This window comes from Arthrobacter sp. EPSL27 (assembly GCF_001512305.1).
Taxonomy (GTDB): Bacteria; Actinomycetota; Actinomycetes; order Actinomycetales; family Micrococcaceae; genus Arthrobacter.
In genome coordinates this window covers 49,184-64,517 of record NZ_LNUT01000002.1, presented here as the reverse complement: position 1 = coordinate 64,517, position 15,334 = coordinate 49,184, and the positions used below count along the sequence as shown (strand labels likewise).

General features: G+C 64.2%; 20 protein-coding genes. 7 read left to right on the top strand and 13 right to left on the bottom strand.

The genetic code is table 11. The annotated features are described in order from the left end of the window. Nucleotides 1-89: 89 nt before the first annotated feature. From AR539_RS01515 to AR539_RS01490, 6 genes are read right to left on the bottom strand one after another with little or no spacing between them, the layout of a single operon-like run. Nucleotides 90-845 (bottom strand): hypothetical protein, encoded by a 756-nt coding sequence (locus AR539_RS01515; protein ID WP_066431812.1) that lies wholly within the window; start codon nt 843-845, stop codon nt 90-92. A 26-nt stretch (nt 846-871) separates the two neighbouring features. After that, the gene (locus AR539_RS01510) at nt 872-1,141 is read right to left on the bottom strand and encodes a hypothetical protein (protein WP_066431810.1); all 270 of its coding nucleotides are present in this window, start codon (nt 1,139-1,141) and stop codon (nt 872-874) included. A gap of 11 nt (nt 1,142-1,152) precedes the next feature. Continuing rightward, nucleotides 1,153-1,767 carry a DUF6668 family protein gene (locus tag AR539_RS01505; RefSeq protein WP_066431807.1) on the bottom strand — a complete coding sequence of 205 codons (615 nt, stop codon included), beginning with the start codon at nt 1,765-1,767 and terminating at the stop codon, nt 1,153-1,155. 34 nt (nt 1,768-1,801) lie between these two features. Beyond that, nucleotides 1,802-3,259, bottom strand: coding sequence for a chromosome partitioning protein ParA (locus AR539_RS01500; protein ID WP_066431805.1), 1,458 nt, complete (start codon nt 3,257-3,259; stop codon nt 1,802-1,804). Nucleotides 3,260-3,299: 40 nt separating this feature from the next. After that, nucleotides 3,300-3,815 (bottom strand): hypothetical protein, encoded by a 516-nt coding sequence (locus AR539_RS01495; protein ID WP_066431802.1) that lies wholly within the window; start codon nt 3,813-3,815, stop codon nt 3,300-3,302. Next, complete coding sequence (locus AR539_RS01490) at nt 3,812-4,879, bottom strand: CHAP domain-containing protein (RefSeq protein WP_066432099.1); 1,068 nt, start codon at nt 4,877-4,879, stop codon at nt 3,812-3,814. The genes AR539_RS01495 and AR539_RS01490 overlap by 4 nt, the downstream gene beginning before the upstream one ends. A 380-nt stretch (nt 4,880-5,259) precedes the next feature. Between AR539_RS01490 and AR539_RS01485 the strand changes: the two genes are divergently transcribed. The 7 genes from AR539_RS01485 (at nt 5,260) to AR539_RS01460 (ending at nt 10,805) form a co-directional block, all read left to right on the top strand. Next, a complete protein-coding gene (locus tag AR539_RS01485; RefSeq protein WP_157360902.1) occupies nt 5,260-5,826 on the top strand; it encodes a hypothetical protein in 567 nt (188 codons plus the stop codon). Then, nucleotides 5,823-6,587 carry a hypothetical protein gene (locus tag AR539_RS01480; protein WP_066431797.1) on the top strand — a complete coding sequence of 255 codons (765 nt, stop codon included), beginning with the start codon at nt 5,823-5,825 and terminating at the stop codon, nt 6,585-6,587. Before AR539_RS01485 ends, AR539_RS01480 begins: the two co-directional genes overlap by 4 nt. 12 nt (nt 6,588-6,599) lie before the next feature. Further along, a complete protein-coding gene (locus tag AR539_RS19255) occupies nt 6,600-6,908 on the top strand; it encodes a hypothetical protein (protein WP_157360901.1) in 309 nt (102 codons plus the stop codon). Nucleotides 6,909-7,146: 238 nt separating this feature from the next. Further along, nucleotides 7,147-7,350 (top strand): hypothetical protein, encoded by a 204-nt coding sequence (locus AR539_RS01475; RefSeq protein ID WP_066431794.1) that lies wholly within the window; start codon nt 7,147-7,149, stop codon nt 7,348-7,350. Nucleotides 7,351-7,775: 425 nt separating this feature from the next. Then, nucleotides 7,776-9,341, top strand: coding sequence for a hypothetical protein (locus AR539_RS01470; RefSeq protein WP_231728453.1), 1,566 nt, complete (start codon nt 7,776-7,778; stop codon nt 9,339-9,341). A 163-nt stretch (nt 9,342-9,504) separates the two neighbouring features. Then, nucleotides 9,505-10,428 (top strand): ParA family protein, encoded by a 924-nt coding sequence (locus AR539_RS01465; protein WP_082699144.1) that lies wholly within the window; start codon nt 9,505-9,507, stop codon nt 10,426-10,428. Then, nucleotides 10,425-10,805, top strand: a complete 381-nt coding sequence (locus tag AR539_RS01460) for a ParB family protein (protein WP_066431786.1) — start codon at nt 10,425-10,427, stop codon at nt 10,803-10,805. Before AR539_RS01465 ends, AR539_RS01460 begins: the two co-directional genes overlap by 4 nt. A gap of 218 nt (nt 10,806-11,023) precedes the next feature. On the opposite strand, the gene AR539_RS01455 is transcribed toward AR539_RS01460, so the two are convergent. From AR539_RS01455 to AR539_RS19590, 7 genes are all read right to left on the bottom strand, one after another. Further along, nucleotides 11,024-11,551: a hypothetical protein gene (locus tag AR539_RS01455; RefSeq protein ID WP_066431783.1), complete on the bottom strand. Its 528-nt coding sequence runs from the start codon at nt 11,549-11,551 to the stop codon at nt 11,024-11,026. Nucleotides 11,552-11,659: 108 nt separating this feature from the next. Then, nucleotides 11,660-12,034, bottom strand: coding sequence for a hypothetical protein (locus tag AR539_RS01450; protein ID WP_066431780.1), 375 nt, complete (start codon nt 12,032-12,034; stop codon nt 11,660-11,662). Nucleotides 12,035-12,040: 6 nt separating this feature from the next. Next, entirely contained in the window at nt 12,041-12,358 is a 318-nt protein-coding gene (locus AR539_RS01445; RefSeq protein WP_066431778.1) for a hypothetical protein, read from the bottom strand. 38 nt (nt 12,359-12,396) lie between these two features. Then, the gene (locus AR539_RS01440; protein ID WP_197410532.1) at nt 12,397-13,677 is read right to left on the bottom strand and encodes a Y-family DNA polymerase; all 1,281 of its coding nucleotides are present in this window, start codon (nt 13,675-13,677) and stop codon (nt 12,397-12,399) included. Nucleotides 13,678-13,703: 26 nt separating this feature from the next. After that, a complete protein-coding gene (locus AR539_RS01435) occupies nt 13,704-14,135 on the bottom strand; it encodes a LexA family protein (protein ID WP_066431774.1) in 432 nt (143 codons plus the stop codon). Nucleotides 14,136-14,527: 392 nt separating this feature from the next. Beyond that, nucleotides 14,528-14,749, bottom strand: a complete 222-nt coding sequence (locus AR539_RS19595) for a helicase associated domain-containing protein (RefSeq protein WP_066431771.1) — start codon at nt 14,747-14,749, stop codon at nt 14,528-14,530. Between the two features lie 77 nt (nt 14,750-14,826). Continuing rightward, complete coding sequence (locus tag AR539_RS19590) at nt 14,827-15,189, bottom strand: hypothetical protein (protein ID WP_231728452.1); 363 nt, start codon at nt 15,187-15,189, stop codon at nt 14,827-14,829. Nucleotides 15,190-15,334: the final 145 nt, after the last annotated feature.

Sequence of the window (15,334 nt, the reverse complement as noted above, 5' to 3'; positions counted from 1 at the left end):
TCGCCAAATTGCCAATGGCGTCGTCGAGCATCCCGGAAACCGCATTGCCGCCCTGACAGATGACATCCAGGGGAACGCACTCGGCCATGTCAGACCCCGGCCCATGCGATGAAGCCGCTCATGTCGCCGAGCGGGGCAACGTCGTTTATGAGCTGTCCGGCATCGGAAACCTTGACTTTCCAATCCCCATCCAGCCACTGGAGCGGAAGAACTGCGTGAAACAATTTTCCGCCGGAGGTTTGAAAGGCCAGGTCAACGTTGGCTTCGGTGGGCGTGTACGACTTGAGCAGGAACCCTCGTACCTGAACGGTGTCATTTGAGCCGGTGGAAGGATCCAACGTCGTTGCTTGCTGTTTGGCTGCGTCACGCCCGGCACCGGGAGCCATGAGCTTGTCTGCCAGCTTGATATTCATTTGCTGGGACTTGGAAGAGCCCAGGGCCACCAGGTTGACGGCCGAGTAGACGGCGCCGGTTGGTGAGTGAGCAAAGCAGGACCTGAATCCGGTGTCGTCCGTTCGCCCCGGACCGAATGTCTTGGGGTCAGTGGGGGCTGCCATTGTTCCGACGAGTTCCCACTTGGACTTCGGTGCGGTTCCCAAGGCCGTCTCCGTGCTTGAAGGCAGTCCGCAAACACTCTTTCCCGCCGCGTCGGCTGACTTTGATGGCGTCGAGGAGGGAGCGGCCAACGATGCGGCGGGGGCGGGTTGGCCGGTGCTGTCTGCCTTGGGGAGAAAGAAGATTACGACGACGGCGGCGATCAGGGCGGCGATCAAGGCGGCCGAGATGATGAATCCGGGCTTGGTGAACGGGCTGCGTTCGGTACTGCTTTGAGTGGATTCGCTCATGATGAACCTCTCCGGTATTAGTCGGGTTAGACGAAGGCGCGGACGATGCCCGAGGCGCCGGTGATGATGATGCAGCCGGCCAGGACCCAGCCGAGTTTGCCGATGGACTCGCCGCCTTCGCCGCGGCGGAGCTGGATGACCATGCCGATGCCGACGATGATCACGCCCAGGACGCCGAGGACCAGGCCGATGCCGGAGGCCCAGTTCAGGACAGTCAGCAGGCCTTTGGCCTGTTCCGGGACGACGGGGGTGGGGTTGGGGATGACGCTCGCTGCAAGTGCGGAGAAGGAGTTCATGGTGAGACCTTTCAGTTCGTGGTGCTGGGTGTGGTGGTGGTAGCCAGGACGGCTAAGTCAGTGATGAATCGTTGGTATTCACGGGCCGGCGGCGGGGTTCTGAAGTCTCCGTGTCGCCAGGCTTCGACCCAGGGCAGGGTCCAGAAGCGGGGGGCTCCCCCGCCCACGATGGCGGCGAAGTCCCTCAGGGGTTTGGGCGTTTTCCCCGGCGCGTCCGCCAAGACGGCGAGGCCGAGCAGGTCAAGCTCCGGTGCCGCGCCTGACACCCACTGGGTCAGTGCGCTCCGGGCGGCGGTCAGTCCTCGCATGTCTGCGCGGCAGACCAGCAGCACCCGCGGCTTGCTCCCGTCCTGAAGGACAGGCCAGCAGTGACCGGTTGCCCGTGCCCCGTCGATCAGGTCAGCGGTGCGGCTTTCACCGGATCCCCCGTGGGCCCCGGTGACCCACAGTTTTGCGGAGCCGGAGACGGTACGGCTGGCCAGACGGTCTGCCGCGTCGGGTTCGACCATTCCGCGCAGGGGCGCACTGATCACGGCCGACGGCGGCACGTGCGCCTCGGGCGTCGTCGTCTCCGCGCCGTCGGCGGTGGCCGGGCGAGTGATCCAGGGGTTCAGAGACTGCTGCATCGTTCCTCCTCTCGAAGTCTGGTGGTTGGTGGTTTTAGAAGCCGGCGGCGACGGCGGCCGCGGCCGCCAGCCATGCCCGCTGGGTGGCGGGCTGGAGGGCTTCGTAGCGGATGGGTCCGTTGACCAGGGCCGGGTCGTAAGGAATCCGGACGACCGCACGAACGAAGGGTGCGAAGCCGTCAGCGATCCGCTGGGCCTCGTCTTTGGCCCGCTTCAGGGCCTCCCCGCTCATGCTGCGCTTGGCGTCGGTGGATTCGGAGACGATGACGACGGCGTTGCGGGCCAGTTCCGCGTCGTGCCCGCCCCGGGATTCCAAGGTCTGCAGCGTCAGCCGGGCGGCTTCGGCGCGGTCCTCTATGGCGGTGACGGGGACGACGAGCTGGTTGGTGTGGTCGATCATCCGGCGCCAGTTCGCTGCCCGGGCGGTGTTGCCCGAATCCATGACCACGAGCCGGTAGTAGCGGGTGAGGACCTGGTGGGCGATGTCGACTTCCTCGGCGGTGACTTCGTGGTCGCCTTCCTCGTTTTCATCCGAGCGCAGGACATCGAACTTGTCGGCGGTCTGGTGGTGGACGAACTTGGCGATTTCGGCCGCGTTCGTGGACGGGGAGAGCAGTTCGGTGGAGGCGTCGATCAGATCCAGGACGCTGCGGTCGTGGGCGCCCTTTTCGGTCCGCCACCCAAGGGTGCCTTGGGACTCGTTGTTGTCCCACGCGACCGTGGCCGCGCCGCTGTAGCGGGCGAGGATGGCCGAAAGCATGACCACGGTCGGGGTCTTGTTCGCCCCTCCCTTACGGTTGACCACGGCAATGGTCCGGGGACCGGGCCAGTGCTGGCTGACCGTGCGGATGTCCTCGCGTTCGGTGAGTTCTTCCACGGAGGGGTCCATCCGCAGTCCCAGGCGGGTGAGTGTCCCGCGCCAGCCCTGGGTGGCAGGTTCGAGCACCGGGGCGCTGACCAGGAACGAGGTTTCCTTCAGGCTGCGCCGGGTTGGCGGCTCTTCTTCGACAACGGCAGCTGTCTGCGGTTCCGGGGTGGCCGTCGCGGGGGCGGTCGGCCACGGCTGGGGGTTCACCGGGGCTGCAGCGGAAGGAGCTGGCGCGGACTCTGTTGGAGTGGCCACAGGCTCCGGTGCGGGTGCGGCGCCGGTCTCAATGATCGCCGGGGCGACCGTCTGGGGTGTGGTTTCGGGGGCTTCTGCCCGGCGGCGGGTCTGCCGGGGGTCATAGGAAACGGATTCGATCTTGTTGTCCGGGTGGACGATGAGTTCGCCGTGTCCTTCGGGGTCTTCGATCTGGACCCGAACGGGGCGCTGGAGGGTCTGCGCTTCGCCCACGACGAGGGCCAGGGCGTTGCTGCGCAGTTCCTGCACGGACTCTCCGGCCGGGACGATGCGGGAGTTGCCCGCGACGATGACCTCGGCGGTGCCGTTGTCCCGGACGATGGCCCGGATGTTGGGAAAGGCCATAACTTGCGTTGGTGTAGTGCCCATGAGCTTCTTCCTTACGTGTGTGGGATGGAGGGTGCGGCGTTTAGGACGAAGGCGGGGTGAGGCGGTTGACCTTCCACGGGGCGTCTTTGCCGGTGCGGAGCAGCTGCACCGTGTAGGTCCCGGCGTTGGTGGGGACCGCGGCCATGACGCCGAAGCCGTTGGCTTCATCGACGCTCAGGGTGGCGGGGCCGGTAACGCGGGATGCCGGGATGTTGGCCGGGTCCACTGCCGAGTAGTCGGCGGTCGCCTGCGGGGTCAGCCACCGGGCCAGGTCATTGGCCCACTGCTTTTCCTCCACCGTGGGGCGGGCGAAGTCGGTCATGGCGTTCTCTGCGACGTCCACGGCTTCGTCTTTGCTGGCTTGATCCCAGGTGATGCCGATGGTGGCCGGGATCGTGCCCCCGGGCGCCTGGGGGCCGCTGTTGACGCTCAGTGAGACGGGTGCAGACGGTGTGGGCTGGCTGTTGGATACCGTCGGGGCCGGCGTCGTGTTCGCCGCCGGTGCGCAGGACACGCAGAGCAACGCCACGGCGAGCAGGGTCAGGGGCTTTTTCACTTCTTCTCCTCTTGAGTGGGCAGGTACAGGAAAGCTGAGGGGACAGTGTTCGCCACCGTCCGGGTGTAGTAGCTGTGGTCCGCCGGGGCCGGGTTGCCGTTGTAGCCCTCTTCGACGTAGGTCCCGTCGTTCTTGACTTCCTTGACCACGCCGACGTGGCCGAAGTTCGGGTCCGCTCCCCCGGCGCCGGGCGCGTACCAGACAACAGCACCGACCCGGGGGGTGTTGCCGGCAGCCCAGCCTTTGGCATCCCAGCCGGCCTTCCAGGTCAGGGCAGAGCCGAGGCCCTGCCCGTCCGGGCGGAACGTGCCGTTTAGGAACTTGAACGGCGCCCCGGTGGAGCCCATCTGCTGGTTCACCCGCCACAGCGCGAAGTCGACGCACTCGCGGTAGTACATGCCCAGCGGCGAAGTGCTGGCCGAGTTCGCCCCGACGTCCAGCCAGGTCGGGGAGGTCCGCCACGGGTAGTCATCCCCCGCGCCGGATTGTCCGGGGATGGCGCAGTCGCTGCCTTGCAGGGAGAACTTCGAGTCCGAGAGCGCCTGGACGAGTTTCACGGCCTCGGGCCAGTACCTCTGGTAGTGGTATGGGTCGGCGTTGCGCTGGACCTTGTTAGCGGCAATCGTCGGTTCCAACAGCTCCCAGCCCGGGACGCCTTCCAGGGCTTTGATGAATTTCGTTGCGCTCGTGGCGGGGTTCATGCGGTCCGCGTAGGAACCCCATGCGCCGTTGTCGCGCTGCTGGAACAACCCGCGTGAGTCCGGGCCTGCGCCGTCGCCGGTGTCGAGCACGCGCAATCCCGATTCCCCCAGGGCCACCATCACGCTGATCATCTGCCCGTTGACCGACAGGTCCTGCGCTTTCCCGGCGCCCATGATGGCTGCGGCATTCTGCAGCTGTTCCTGGGTGTAGCCCTCCACCTTGGTGGTGCCGTCGATGACGACCGAAACGGCCGGACCACAGTCGGCCGCCGCGGGTTTGGCGGGGGCCAGCAACAGCAGTATGGAGAAGACCAGACCGGTCAGCATCACAGGTACCGCGACAGCGGCTCCGGTGCTGAGCATCTTGGACGGCTTCACGCTTCCCCCTGCGCTTGTGTGTTGGATTTCCTTGCGGCCACGTCCCGTTGGGTGGCCCCGGCTAAACTCGATCCCAGAAGCTACGATGGATTAATACAAGGTTTAAAGTATCTGGAATTGTTTAATTATTGGTTCAATCCTAGCAGGTATTGATCGCCCGCGCTTGTCTCATGCCCTTTGCCTAAGGAGTGTCCGTGCCTGTCTCAGCCACCGAATTTCGGGACTGGTTGGAGGGGCGATCCCTCCGCCCCTCCCCGACTGCACTGAGCGCGTTGACCGGTATAAATCGGGGCACTCTGAACAATCAGCTCAGGCGCGGAAACGTTGCAGAGTCCACGGTGATTGCAATCGCCAGGGCAACCGGGATGAACGTCATCGACGCGCTCAGCGTCTTTAGCCCATACCAGGTCATCAAGACCCGGCCGATAGAACCGTCCTCTCCTGAGATCTTGAGTCAGGTCCACCATGCAGACCTCATGGCCGAGCTGCAGTTCCGCACCTCCAAAAAGCACTACCCCCGCGACCTCCGCAAGGGAATCGACCTCATCCCTTTCCCGCATGACGGCTCAGTTCGGACTTGGATCGACGCCATCGACCCCGGGGACATCCGCCAGCAAATGTCCCAGGAAACGGGCATGGCGCTTACGTACATCGCCACCCAGCTCACCGAAAACAAGCTGAATCCGTCGTTGGCGATTGCAGCCTCACGAGCTGGTGGAGGTTCATTCGCGTCCGGCCTCGTGGTGACTGAATTGATCACTCCGGCCGAAGGCGGATGGCAGATCAGGGCTCGCGAAGACGAGCTGCTGGAAGTTTCAGACGACGTTCTGGTCGAGGCCATTTCTGCCCGAATCCATCTACTGCAGCGGCGGGTGAAGCAGCGGAAGGAAGCCCGCGAATACGCGGAGAAAATGACGGAGCTCCTGGGATGAACCCACTCACCGTCGTCCCGGTAAGCCTGATGCTCATTCTCCTGGGCAGCCTGACATTCAAACGCATCAACACCCCCGCGCTGGGACACCAGCACGCACTGCAGGGGAAGGCCAGCAGCATCGCCCTCTCGGGCATCTTCCTCACCCTTGCCTATCTCCTGCTCCTGCCCCCGGTCTACATGGGCATGGAATCGCTTATGCCGCTCACCAACGGCACCGACCTGATCTCCAAATACTTCGCCCTCATCGCCGTCGCTTTCCTCGGTGGCCATCTCAGCACGGCCTATGGCTCACCGTTCGCACGCCGGTGGACTGTCGGGGCGCCGGGCGCGGCCATGCTGGGTATCGTCGCTACGGGCCTGCTGGGCACCCTCCTGGCAACCAAGGCTCCGAACCCGTCACCGCAGCTGCTGGACTACGCTGCGCAGCCGAGCGTGCGCCTGAATACATGGCTCGTGCTGGCCTACGTCGCCTACATCGTCTTCCCCCTCATCAAGCCCGCCTACAAGGACTCCCGCAAGAATCCCTTGAGGGTCGGCCGGCTCGCGTCCGGGCTGATCGCTGCCGGCTTTGCGCTGTCACTGATTCGCGCCTTCACCTACCCGGTCGAGTTGGGCGCGGCCGGCGATGTCACCTACCTCTTCATGATCGTTTCCTACATCTCCACGGCCTTCGTGGTCATCGGATTGGCACTCTTCGCCTACGCCCGGAAAAACCGCGTACCGCAGACCGAGCTTGGCTCGGCCCTCTCCATCGACTAGAAAGGCTGCCTCATGAATCCCACCCCGCAAGAGGCGCAACTGGCCGTCAAACGCGTCCTCGCTGAGGTCAACAAGGAGAACGAAGCCGCTTACAGGGTCATCTTTGAAGCCGTGAAAATCTGTATGGCGTCCGGAATGAAGCGACGGGAAGCGGCTAAATATCTCGGCGTGCAGGCTCGACGAATCGACCGACGTGGACAATATTTCCGATCACTCCTGGCAACCAGGGACCTGTTCCGTGGCGCCCTGAACGCCAGCGACCGTGCGTCCGCAGATGCCGCCGACGTTGAAGCTATCGTTCGACGGGCGTGGAAGCGCTGAACCGCGCCTACTTCCGCTCCATATCTAAAATTTCGTGAGTTTGTGACATATTTGAGTCATGCACTCTTTGACCGAAGCGACCTGCTTGCCCAGGTTACTGCCCGAGGCCCTTCGCGGCCGGGGCCGCGGTGCAAGGTCAACCCGACGTGCCTGCGACACGCCGACAGCATCCCACTTAAGGGAACCTGATTCCGGTTGCATGGGGTCTGTCCATGGACGACAAAGGAATGAGGACACCATGCCACAGCCCTTCAAAGGCGACCGCCGAAATATCACAGTGCGGGTCCAGGCTGCAGATGCTGAGAAACTGCAGGCCTTTTCCAACATCACCGGCGATTCCAAGAGTGACGTAGTGGCCCGTCTGGTTATCGACTTCCTGAAAACCATCGACATCGACACAATTTCCGGCCAGGAGGCCCTGCCTATTGCTAAGGCGAGTTAAAGACTGAAGGCCCGCACTTGGCGGGCCTTCAAAAAGTATGACGTTCAGATCCGAATCTTGGCGGACAACGATCTGAACTTAACAAGCTCCCCGTGAGGGGCGCTCCCTTCGCTATACCCCGAGAGGACTAGCTGTTGTCTATGGTACCTGCCGCTGCCGCGGCGTCAATAACTGACGCACCACTGTCGGCGCGTCAAGTCACGCCCGAATTGGCGTGGAGCCTTGCTCCACTGCTTGCAGGGGCCCCGACGTACCGACTGGGCCGCTGGATTCGAGGCCGCTTTCAATACCCAAGACCCCGCGCGGAAGCACGCATCACGGCCACACCGCCCAAGCTGCCGGCGGCCGTACCCGTTCACGGGCCGGACGGTTCGGTCGCCACCATCTGTCTTGACCTCGATACCTCCAAGGCACTCCAAGGGGTCGTGGACGATGACGCCCGACGCCTCGGAGAACTCTTGGGACGCTGCGGCATCCTCTACGTCGAGGACTACTCCCCCAGCGGTGGCCGGCACCTCTACATCCCTCTTGTGGAGCGTGTTACAGCGGCCGAGGCCCGCGAGGTAGTGGAAGCCATGACGCTGCTGGCCCCCAGCCTTGACCCCGGCCCCCACCAGAACGTCACTGATGGCTGTATCCGCGTTCCAGGATCGGCGCATAAATCCGGCGGCCACCAAATCCTAACGACTCCCCTTTCGACCGCTTACGACACACTGCGTCGACGCAACGATGCGGAAACCCTGAACGCCTTGCGCCGCGCGCTGGCACCGGAGCTGCGCCGCCGCCGTGACTTGACGGCCCGCTCCGCCAGGCTGGCAACTCTCGCAGCGGCCCCTGGCGGCAATCCGCTCACCTTCGGCGGCAGTCAGTCGCCTTTGCGTGTTGTGGCCCGTACAGGCCTCTACGACGCCAACCGCTACGCCAGCGCCTCGGAGGCACGCCTGGCGGTTCTGAACCACTTCGCCTCCTGTGGCTGGACCTTGGAGCAGGTCCGGAACGAAATGGCCGGCCAGTTCCCCGGCCTCGCCGCCCTCTACAAGGGCAAGGATCACACCGACCGGCTCCTGGACCAGGAGTGGACGAACGCCTGCGGCTGGGTCCAGAAAAAGCCACCCACAAAGACCGGAGCTAATAGTTTCCTTATTAACGACACAAGCCCACCCAAACCCACAGGGGGGGCAGCCAAATACATCAGCAAAGCTGGTGTGCACCAGCTCGTGAATGATCTCGAAAATGTTCTTTACGCAGTTCTCGACCACCGCCTTAAAGAACGTGGACGAGAGGGCCTAAGCCTTCGGCTCCTGCTCCGTGCGGTCTTGGGGTACATGAGAACCATGGAAACGGACCTCCTCGACGTCGGATGCCGGACCTTTGCCGGCGCGCTCGGCAAACACCACGGGACCGTAGCCAGGCTCTTACCTGCACTCCAGGCCGCATCAGATGGCATTCTGACGAAGGTTTCGGACGCCCGCGGCCGTAACGCGGATGCCTACCTCGTGCAGCTGCCACCTCACTTCGAACAGCTTGCTCGCGACCTCTCCTGGAGACCCGGAAAGATCTACGGCATCCGCCCGGTCTTCCGTGTCCTGGGCGACGTTGCGGCGCTCACTTACGAATGCATCGAACGCGGCCGCGTCTCCCCCACCACAGCAGACATCGTCCGCTCGACGGGCCTGAGCCGATCAGCCGTAGATAAAGCCGTGGCAGAAATGGCGACCCACAACATGATCCAGCGCAGCCATGGCGGATGGACTTTAGTGGCCGCAACCAGTCTCATTGCTCTGGCGCGCCGACTTGGCGCCCTCGACGACGCCGCGGAACAGATCACACGCCACCGCCTGCAGCGGGCACGCTGGCACGCATGGCTGGACAGGCACCTTGTGCCTGAGCTGACGGAGAACGAGATGTACGACGCAGAAGCGGATACACACTGGTTCCCCCCTGATGAAGACGATGGAACCTACGCTGGTCACTTATGGATGGCAGCATGAAACTTCAGCAATACTGTCACTGACAGTAATGAAGGCATTGAAAGTAATGCTTGCAATGACAGCATAGACAGTGTTGACTGTGAAGAAGTCTTTGACTGCATTGAAGTCAAAGCGTGCAGTGACAGTAATGACAGCAAAGACAGTAACAACATTAGGGCGGGCAATGGCAGCTCCAACAGAGTTCGATCGGACAGGCATGGAGCGAATCTGCGGGTTCGTCAACGGCAAGGGTGGGGTGCTCAAGACGACCCTCACGGCCAACATCGGCGCCCTTCTGGCAAGCTTCGGCTGGAAGGTTCTTCTCGTGGACATGGACCCACAGGGAAACCTCGGCCTTGACCTGGGCTACCGGCACGAACCCCAGGACGACGACGGCAGGGCCCTCGCTCAGAGCCTCTTGTTTGATGCGCCGCTGGCTCCGCTGAAGGACGTTCGTGCCAACCTGGACGTCGTTCCCGGTGGCAGCGAGCTTGACCAGGCTGCGGCCGGCCTCATCTCGAAGGGGAGCCGTGACAGCAGCAAGGCGAAGCTGGCCCTGGCGCATTCCTTGGCCCCAGTTGCGGCTGACTACGACATTATTCTTATCGACTGCCCGCCCGGCAATGAACCCCTACAGGTTGCTGCGCTCGGCGCGGCCTCCTACGTCGTGGTGCCGACAAAGACGGATAAGGCCGGCCGTGAAGGACTTATCGGCGTTGCGAAACGGCTGGATGCAGTCCTAGACGTCAACCCCAACCTCGATCTTCTGGGCGTCATCATCACCGCCACCTCCTCTACGGCAACCAACGTCCATCGCACGACGAGGGAATCGATCACGGAGACCTTCGGCGATGATGCAGTGCTCTTCAAGGGCATGGTCCGACACGCAGAAGCACCGGCCCAGGCCGCACGGGACAGGGGAGTGCTCGTCCACGAGCTCGAAGAACAGGTCAAGGCAGCCCCCAAGTGGTGGGAAGTGCGCAAGGGAACCGCCCAAGCGGTGCAGAACCAACCGCGGTCAGCCGCCAACGTCGCAGAAGACCTTTACCAAGTCACCCATGAACTCGTCGCCCGCCTGGAAGCAGCCGAGAAAAGGAACGCATCATGACCGAATCCACCCGAAACCCCATCGGTCCGCCGCCACGCAGAAACGCCGGCACTCCTGCCGTCCAGAACCTGATCAAAGCGAACAGGGCCACCCAACCCTCTCAAGCGGTGGTTCCCGAGGCTGTTGCGCCGGCAACAAAGCCTCTGCATGCCTCTGCCTCCAAACAGATCACCTTCTACATGGCGGCCGACGACCTGAAGCGGGCCAAGGCCGCCTACACGGCCACCAGCGGCCAGGAAATGGACCGCAGCTGGTCAGACTTCATCTCCCGCGCAGTCCTCATGGAGGTGGCCCGCCGCGAGCGGGTCCACAACGGCGGCGAAAACTTTCCGGGCGGCACGCAGAACTTGGCCCCGGGCCGGCGAATCCAGCCCTAATGCCGTCAATACTGTCTTTGACAGTATTGACAGCATTCGAAAGCATTGACGGGTTTCGACAGCCTTGCCCTTATCGGGTCCCAGGGCGGCTGGCCGGTTTGGGCTAACGATCGGTGCGGACGGCGAGGAGTTTATGCCCCTCCGGGATCTTCTCCGTAAGGGTTTTGCGACCGTTACAAAATAATTCAGCCCAGACGGAATTATTTATTGGAGATATTTCATGACCTGTCTGCCCAGCGTTCGTGGGCGGACTGGCGGCTGATGCCTACGGCCCTACCGATGTCTGCCCAGGATGCTCCGGCTGCTTTGGCGGCTGCGACTGTCTTGTCTAGTCGCCGTCCGGCCTGCTCGTATTCGCGGGCGGCGGCTTTGACGCCGGCCACTGCTTCAAGGGGCGCGAGGTGGGTTTTCCATTCGTCATGGATAGCGTCTTCCACTTCGCTGGAAGCGTGTGCGTATTCGGTGGGGGCAAGGTATTCCCGGCGCCGGCTGAAATCCGCGTCGGCGGGGGACGACACCCGTTCCCAGAGCTCGCCGCGCCAGCCGCATGTGCAGGCTCCGCGCCAGCCGATGATCTCTCTGTCCGGCACGGCTTCGCGGTCGGGCATCATCTTGTCCGGCAGGTAGCGCCCGGTAATGCCCTCAACGAGCATTCCTTCGATCGTTGAGGCGGCAGAGAGCCGTCCATCCGGGGCGACGGGAGCCGCCCAGCCCTCGTGTTCGTTGTCGTTAGAAACCCAGCCCATGGTGCACACCTTTCCGTCAGGACATCCTGACGGCCAGTATGTCAGGTATCCCTGACGAAGACCATGGCCCCGGCATGACCACCCTGCCGGTCCAGTAAAGGACCGGCTTTAGCGCCAGCGGTAGGTTTCCAGTGCCCGGAGCAGGGGAGCGGGATCCTTCTTCAGGTGATCGACCGGTCGGGTCCCGCCCAGGGCCCGGGATCCGGTGCTCATCCAGAGGGTGAAGTAGTTGTGCGGAATCTCCAGCTCCATGGCCCGGCGGAAGAGTGCTGTGACGGTGGGCTGGAGCTGCCCGCCGGGCAGGAATTGAAAGCCCGGGCAGAAGGTCCCGTCGTCAATGAAGACGCGCACGAGTTGGCGCATGACCGGTTCCGGGTCTTCCATGAGCTCGGAGAGCCGGTGGTGGACCTGCGCGAGGGCCGGGAGTGTGAATTCGGCCCGGATCGCGGCCCAGGTCTGATCGGTGATCGTTTGAGGGGTCATCGCGGCCTAGTCGCAGATGCTTTCCAGCAGCCACTGGGCCGAGAGCGGGTTCCGTCGCAGCGTGAAGGTCCGCAGGGCTGAGCCTGAGGCGCCGGGACGGCCCTGCACCCGCCAGTATTCGATGCTGACCAGGTCGCCGCTGCCGACGGCGGCCGTGCGGCGGGTGTTCCACCAGGCGTCACGTCCGAACCAGTGCTGGGAATCCGTGTCGGGATCGACGAGCCAGATAATTCCGTCGTGGCGGACGGCAAGGGGTTTGCCTGCCGGGTCGGTCCGGACCTGGAGGTCGGGGGATCGGGTGGGTGCAACGGGAGCGAGGGTCATTCGGCGGTGCTTCTTTCGTGGTGCTGATGTGCGGTGGCTTAGGCGGCCTTGACGAGGGGGAGTTCGTCCCAGTGCGTGGTGTAGCGGGGTGAGAGCATGTCGCGTTTCATGGTCCAGTCGGGGCCGCCGCGGATGCCCCCGTGGCCCAGACCGATGGAGCCCCGCCCGTACTTTTTCGTGACGTCCTCGAGGAGGGTGCCGATGTGGCGCTCCTCGTGCGGGTTTTCGAACAGGGACAAGGGCGCCTGGTTGCCGCTGGGGCGCAGGTCGGTGACCATGATCCCGGCCCGGGCGTATCGGATGCCGTCCACGATGCGAGGGAGCAGGGCGTGGGCGGCTTTGGTGAGGATCACCGGGTCAGCGGTGGGCATCGGCAGGGCCACACTGACGGTGGGGTAGGACGTGTCGTTGGGGTTGAAGTGCGAGGTGCCGGCGAACGCGGTGAGGACTTTGGCTTGAAGGCCGTGTTTGGCCAGCCGGGCGGAGGCTTGCTGACCGTAGACGCTCATGACCTGCCGGATCCCGGCGGCGGTGGTGATGGGGGTGGCGAAGGAACGGGAGAAGATGAGCTGATCCCGGCCGATGCGTTCTTCCTCCATCGAGATACACGGGGTGCCCTGCAATTCCAGGACGGTGCGCATCATGACCACGGAGAACCGGTCCCGGATCATCACCGGATCCGCCCGGGACAGGTCCAGGATCGAATGGATCCCCAGGGCGTTGAGGCGTTTGGTCAGCCGGGTTGCCACACCCCAGATCTCAATGACGGACAGCCGCCGCATCAGGGTCTCCCGGTCGGTGGCGGGTACGGCGTCCCAGTGGCAGACCCCATCGAAGGCCGGGTTGTTCTTGGCCCATTTGTTCGCGAGTTTCGCCAGGGTTTTCGTCGGTGCGATGCCAACGCAGACGGGCACCCCGACGTTGCGCCGCACGGTGGTTTTCATGGCCCGGCCCAAGGTCAGGAGTTCTTCAGGGGTGCCTTTGACGCCGAGGAAGGCCTCGTCGATGCTGTAGACCTCCAGCCAAGCCGAGTACCGACCCAGGAGCTCCATCACGCGGGCGCTGATGTCTCCATAGAGCTCGTAATTGCTTGAGAGCGCCACGAGGCCCCATTCCTTGGCCCGCGGTGCGAGTTTGAACCACGGATCGCCCATGGCGATCCCGAGGCGTTTGGCTTCGGGGGAGCGGGTGACGGCGCAACCGTCGTTGTTCGACAGCACGACCACGGGCCTACCCTCCAGCGCCGGGTTGAACGCCCGTTCCGCCGAAGCGTAGAAGCAGTTCACGTCCACGTGCGCGATCTGCGGCAGCTGCCGCATCGCCGCCGGCGCGCCCACGGCCAGCCCTAAACGACGTGCAAGCATCGGGTGACGACGCCCCACACGAGAAGGTCCGAGAGTGAGGGAACCACAATGTCCGGGTAGGCCGGGTTCTCTGCCTGCAGCACAACACCGGTGGGCGTGATCCGGAGCCGTTTGACCGTCAGCTCCCCGTCCAGGACCGCCACGACCACGGATCCGTCCACCGGTTCCAGCGCCCGGTTCACGATCAGCTCATCCCCATCACTGATCCCGGCCCCGGCCATGGACTCCCCGGAAACCCGCACCACATACGTGCTCGTGACGTCCTTGATCAGGTGCGCGTTCAGGTCGAGCCGGCCCTCAAAGTAATCCTGCGCAGGCGAGGGATACCCGGCCGCGACAGCGACCGGGGAAACCAGCACCGACAACAACGACGCGCCCGCATCTATCACACGGGGGCCAACTATAACGCCCACAACACACCTTTTAGTCGAATATATATTCGATTAAGTGTAAGCCCTGGGTCCGACAGAATGCCTCCGGCTTTGGTTCCGGCCTGCGGCCGGGGCGGGTTGCGCGCCAGTGGGGACAGCTTTGAGCTGTGCGGAGGGCTCCACCTGTCCACAATGGGCACAACCCGGCGGGACCACCGCTGCCCGCATCTTCGGCCGGCCCGGAAACGGGGTTTTTCCGCCGGAGCAGCAGGGGATTGGTGCCGGCGGACGGGTTATGAGGAAGCCTCCGCGCGAATCCCGGGGGACTCAAGCGCGGAGGCGCCCGGTTCTCCAAGCTGGGGGGGGACTGGAGAACCAGGCCCAGTCTATGCCCGCGCTCCCTCACGGATTGCGGCGAAGCGGGGTCTTTCCGGTCACAGTCGCGGCCGGGGAGGCCGGCCCCGGGTCCTGCCGGCCTGCCAGCCGGGAACGGCCTCGTCCAGGGCCTTGGCCTTTACCGGGTCCAGTTCACCGCGGCGCCGTTTGTACCGCTGGACGTGGATCCAGACCCCGAGGGTATGTTCCCGCTCTGATTCGTAGTCGTGGTGCCGCGGCCAGTCGTGGCCTTCGGCCCGGAAGTCCACGAGCTCGGCCAAACGGCCCTGCCACCTGGCCTCGTCCGTCGCTTCCCTGCGGTTCCCGGACCACCGCGGCACTTGGGCCAGGCCCTGGCTTAGGCAGGGTCCAGGGTGCCCTGGGCCGCTTCGCGGCGGCGTTCGGACAGCCATCGTGCCATCGCCCTTTCGTCCCGGTCACCGGCACGGTCCTCGGGGAGCCGGCCCTCAGCCAGTACCCAGGTGATGACCTCGTCCATGCGGGCAAGGTCAGCGGGGGAGGGGTGAGCGACCGGAACGGCGCCGGCGGCGGCCCGGTGTTCGGCTTCGAGTCCCGGGTCCTGGCGGCGGGCGATCACCAGGTGGTAGCCGACGGCGGCAGGTTCGGCGCGCACGAGCTCAGCGATGCGTTTCCGGCTCAGTCCGAGCCGGTACATCAGCACCCATTCCGCGTCCGGAGCGCGCCGCAACCGCCTGTCCATAATGGACCCCATCCTGCCACGACCGGGCCTCACAGTACGGGTGCCGCCGGGGACGCCACCGGCACGCCCGGGGCTGGATTTGTGCGCCCAAACCCGACGCAGACCTGTGGGCTAAAGGAGCGGGTATGGGTCAGTCGTGCCCGAG

What these genes read in the sequence shown, in the direction of transcription:
- AR539_RS19590 (WP_231728452.1), bottom strand. Translation starts at nt 15,189, where the DNA reads ATGGACAGGCGGTTGCGGCGCGCTCCGGACGCGGAATGGGTGCTGATG.
- AR539_RS01455 (WP_066431783.1), bottom strand. Translation starts at nt 11,551, where the DNA reads ATGGGCTGGGTTTCTAACGACAACGAACACGAGGGCTGGGCGGCTCCC.
- AR539_RS01505 (WP_066431807.1), bottom strand. Translation starts at nt 1,767, where the DNA reads ATGCAGCAGTCTCTGAACCCCTGGATCACTCGCCCGGCCACCGCCGAC.
- AR539_RS19255 (WP_157360901.1), top strand. Translation starts at nt 6,600, where the DNA reads ATGAATCCCACCCCGCAAGAGGCGCAACTGGCCGTCAAACGCGTCCTC.
- AR539_RS01450 (WP_066431780.1), bottom strand. Translation starts at nt 12,034, where the DNA reads ATGACCCCTCAAACGATCACCGATCAGACCTGGGCCGCGATCCGGGCC.
- AR539_RS01480 (WP_066431797.1), top strand. Translation starts at nt 5,823, where the DNA reads ATGAACCCACTCACCGTCGTCCCGGTAAGCCTGATGCTCATTCTCCTG.
- AR539_RS01465 (WP_082699144.1), top strand. Translation starts at nt 9,505, where the DNA reads ATGGCAGCTCCAACAGAGTTCGATCGGACAGGCATGGAGCGAATCTGC.
- AR539_RS01515 (WP_066431812.1), bottom strand. Translation starts at nt 845, where the DNA reads ATGAGCGAATCCACTCAAAGCAGTACCGAACGCAGCCCGTTCACCAAG.
- AR539_RS01490 (WP_066432099.1), bottom strand. Translation starts at nt 4,879, where the DNA reads ATGCTCAGCACCGGAGCCGCTGTCGCGGTACCTGTGATGCTGACCGGT.
- AR539_RS01510 (WP_066431810.1), bottom strand. Translation starts at nt 1,141, where the DNA reads ATGAACTCCTTCTCCGCACTTGCAGCGAGCGTCATCCCCAACCCCACC.
- AR539_RS01440 (WP_197410532.1), bottom strand. Translation starts at nt 13,677, where the DNA reads ATGCGGCAGCTGCCGCAGATCGCGCACGTGGACGTGAACTGCTTCTAC.
- AR539_RS01445 (WP_066431778.1), bottom strand. Translation starts at nt 12,358, where the DNA reads ATGACCCTCGCTCCCGTTGCACCCACCCGATCCCCCGACCTCCAGGTC.
- AR539_RS01485 (WP_157360902.1), top strand. Translation starts at nt 5,260, where the DNA reads ATGAACGTCATCGACGCGCTCAGCGTCTTTAGCCCATACCAGGTCATC.
- AR539_RS01500 (WP_066431805.1), bottom strand. Translation starts at nt 3,259, where the DNA reads ATGGGCACTACACCAACGCAAGTTATGGCCTTTCCCAACATCCGGGCC.
- AR539_RS01460 (WP_066431786.1), top strand. Translation starts at nt 10,425, where the DNA reads ATGACCGAATCCACCCGAAACCCCATCGGTCCGCCGCCACGCAGAAAC.
- AR539_RS01475 (WP_066431794.1), top strand. Translation starts at nt 7,147, where the DNA reads ATGCCACAGCCCTTCAAAGGCGACCGCCGAAATATCACAGTGCGGGTC.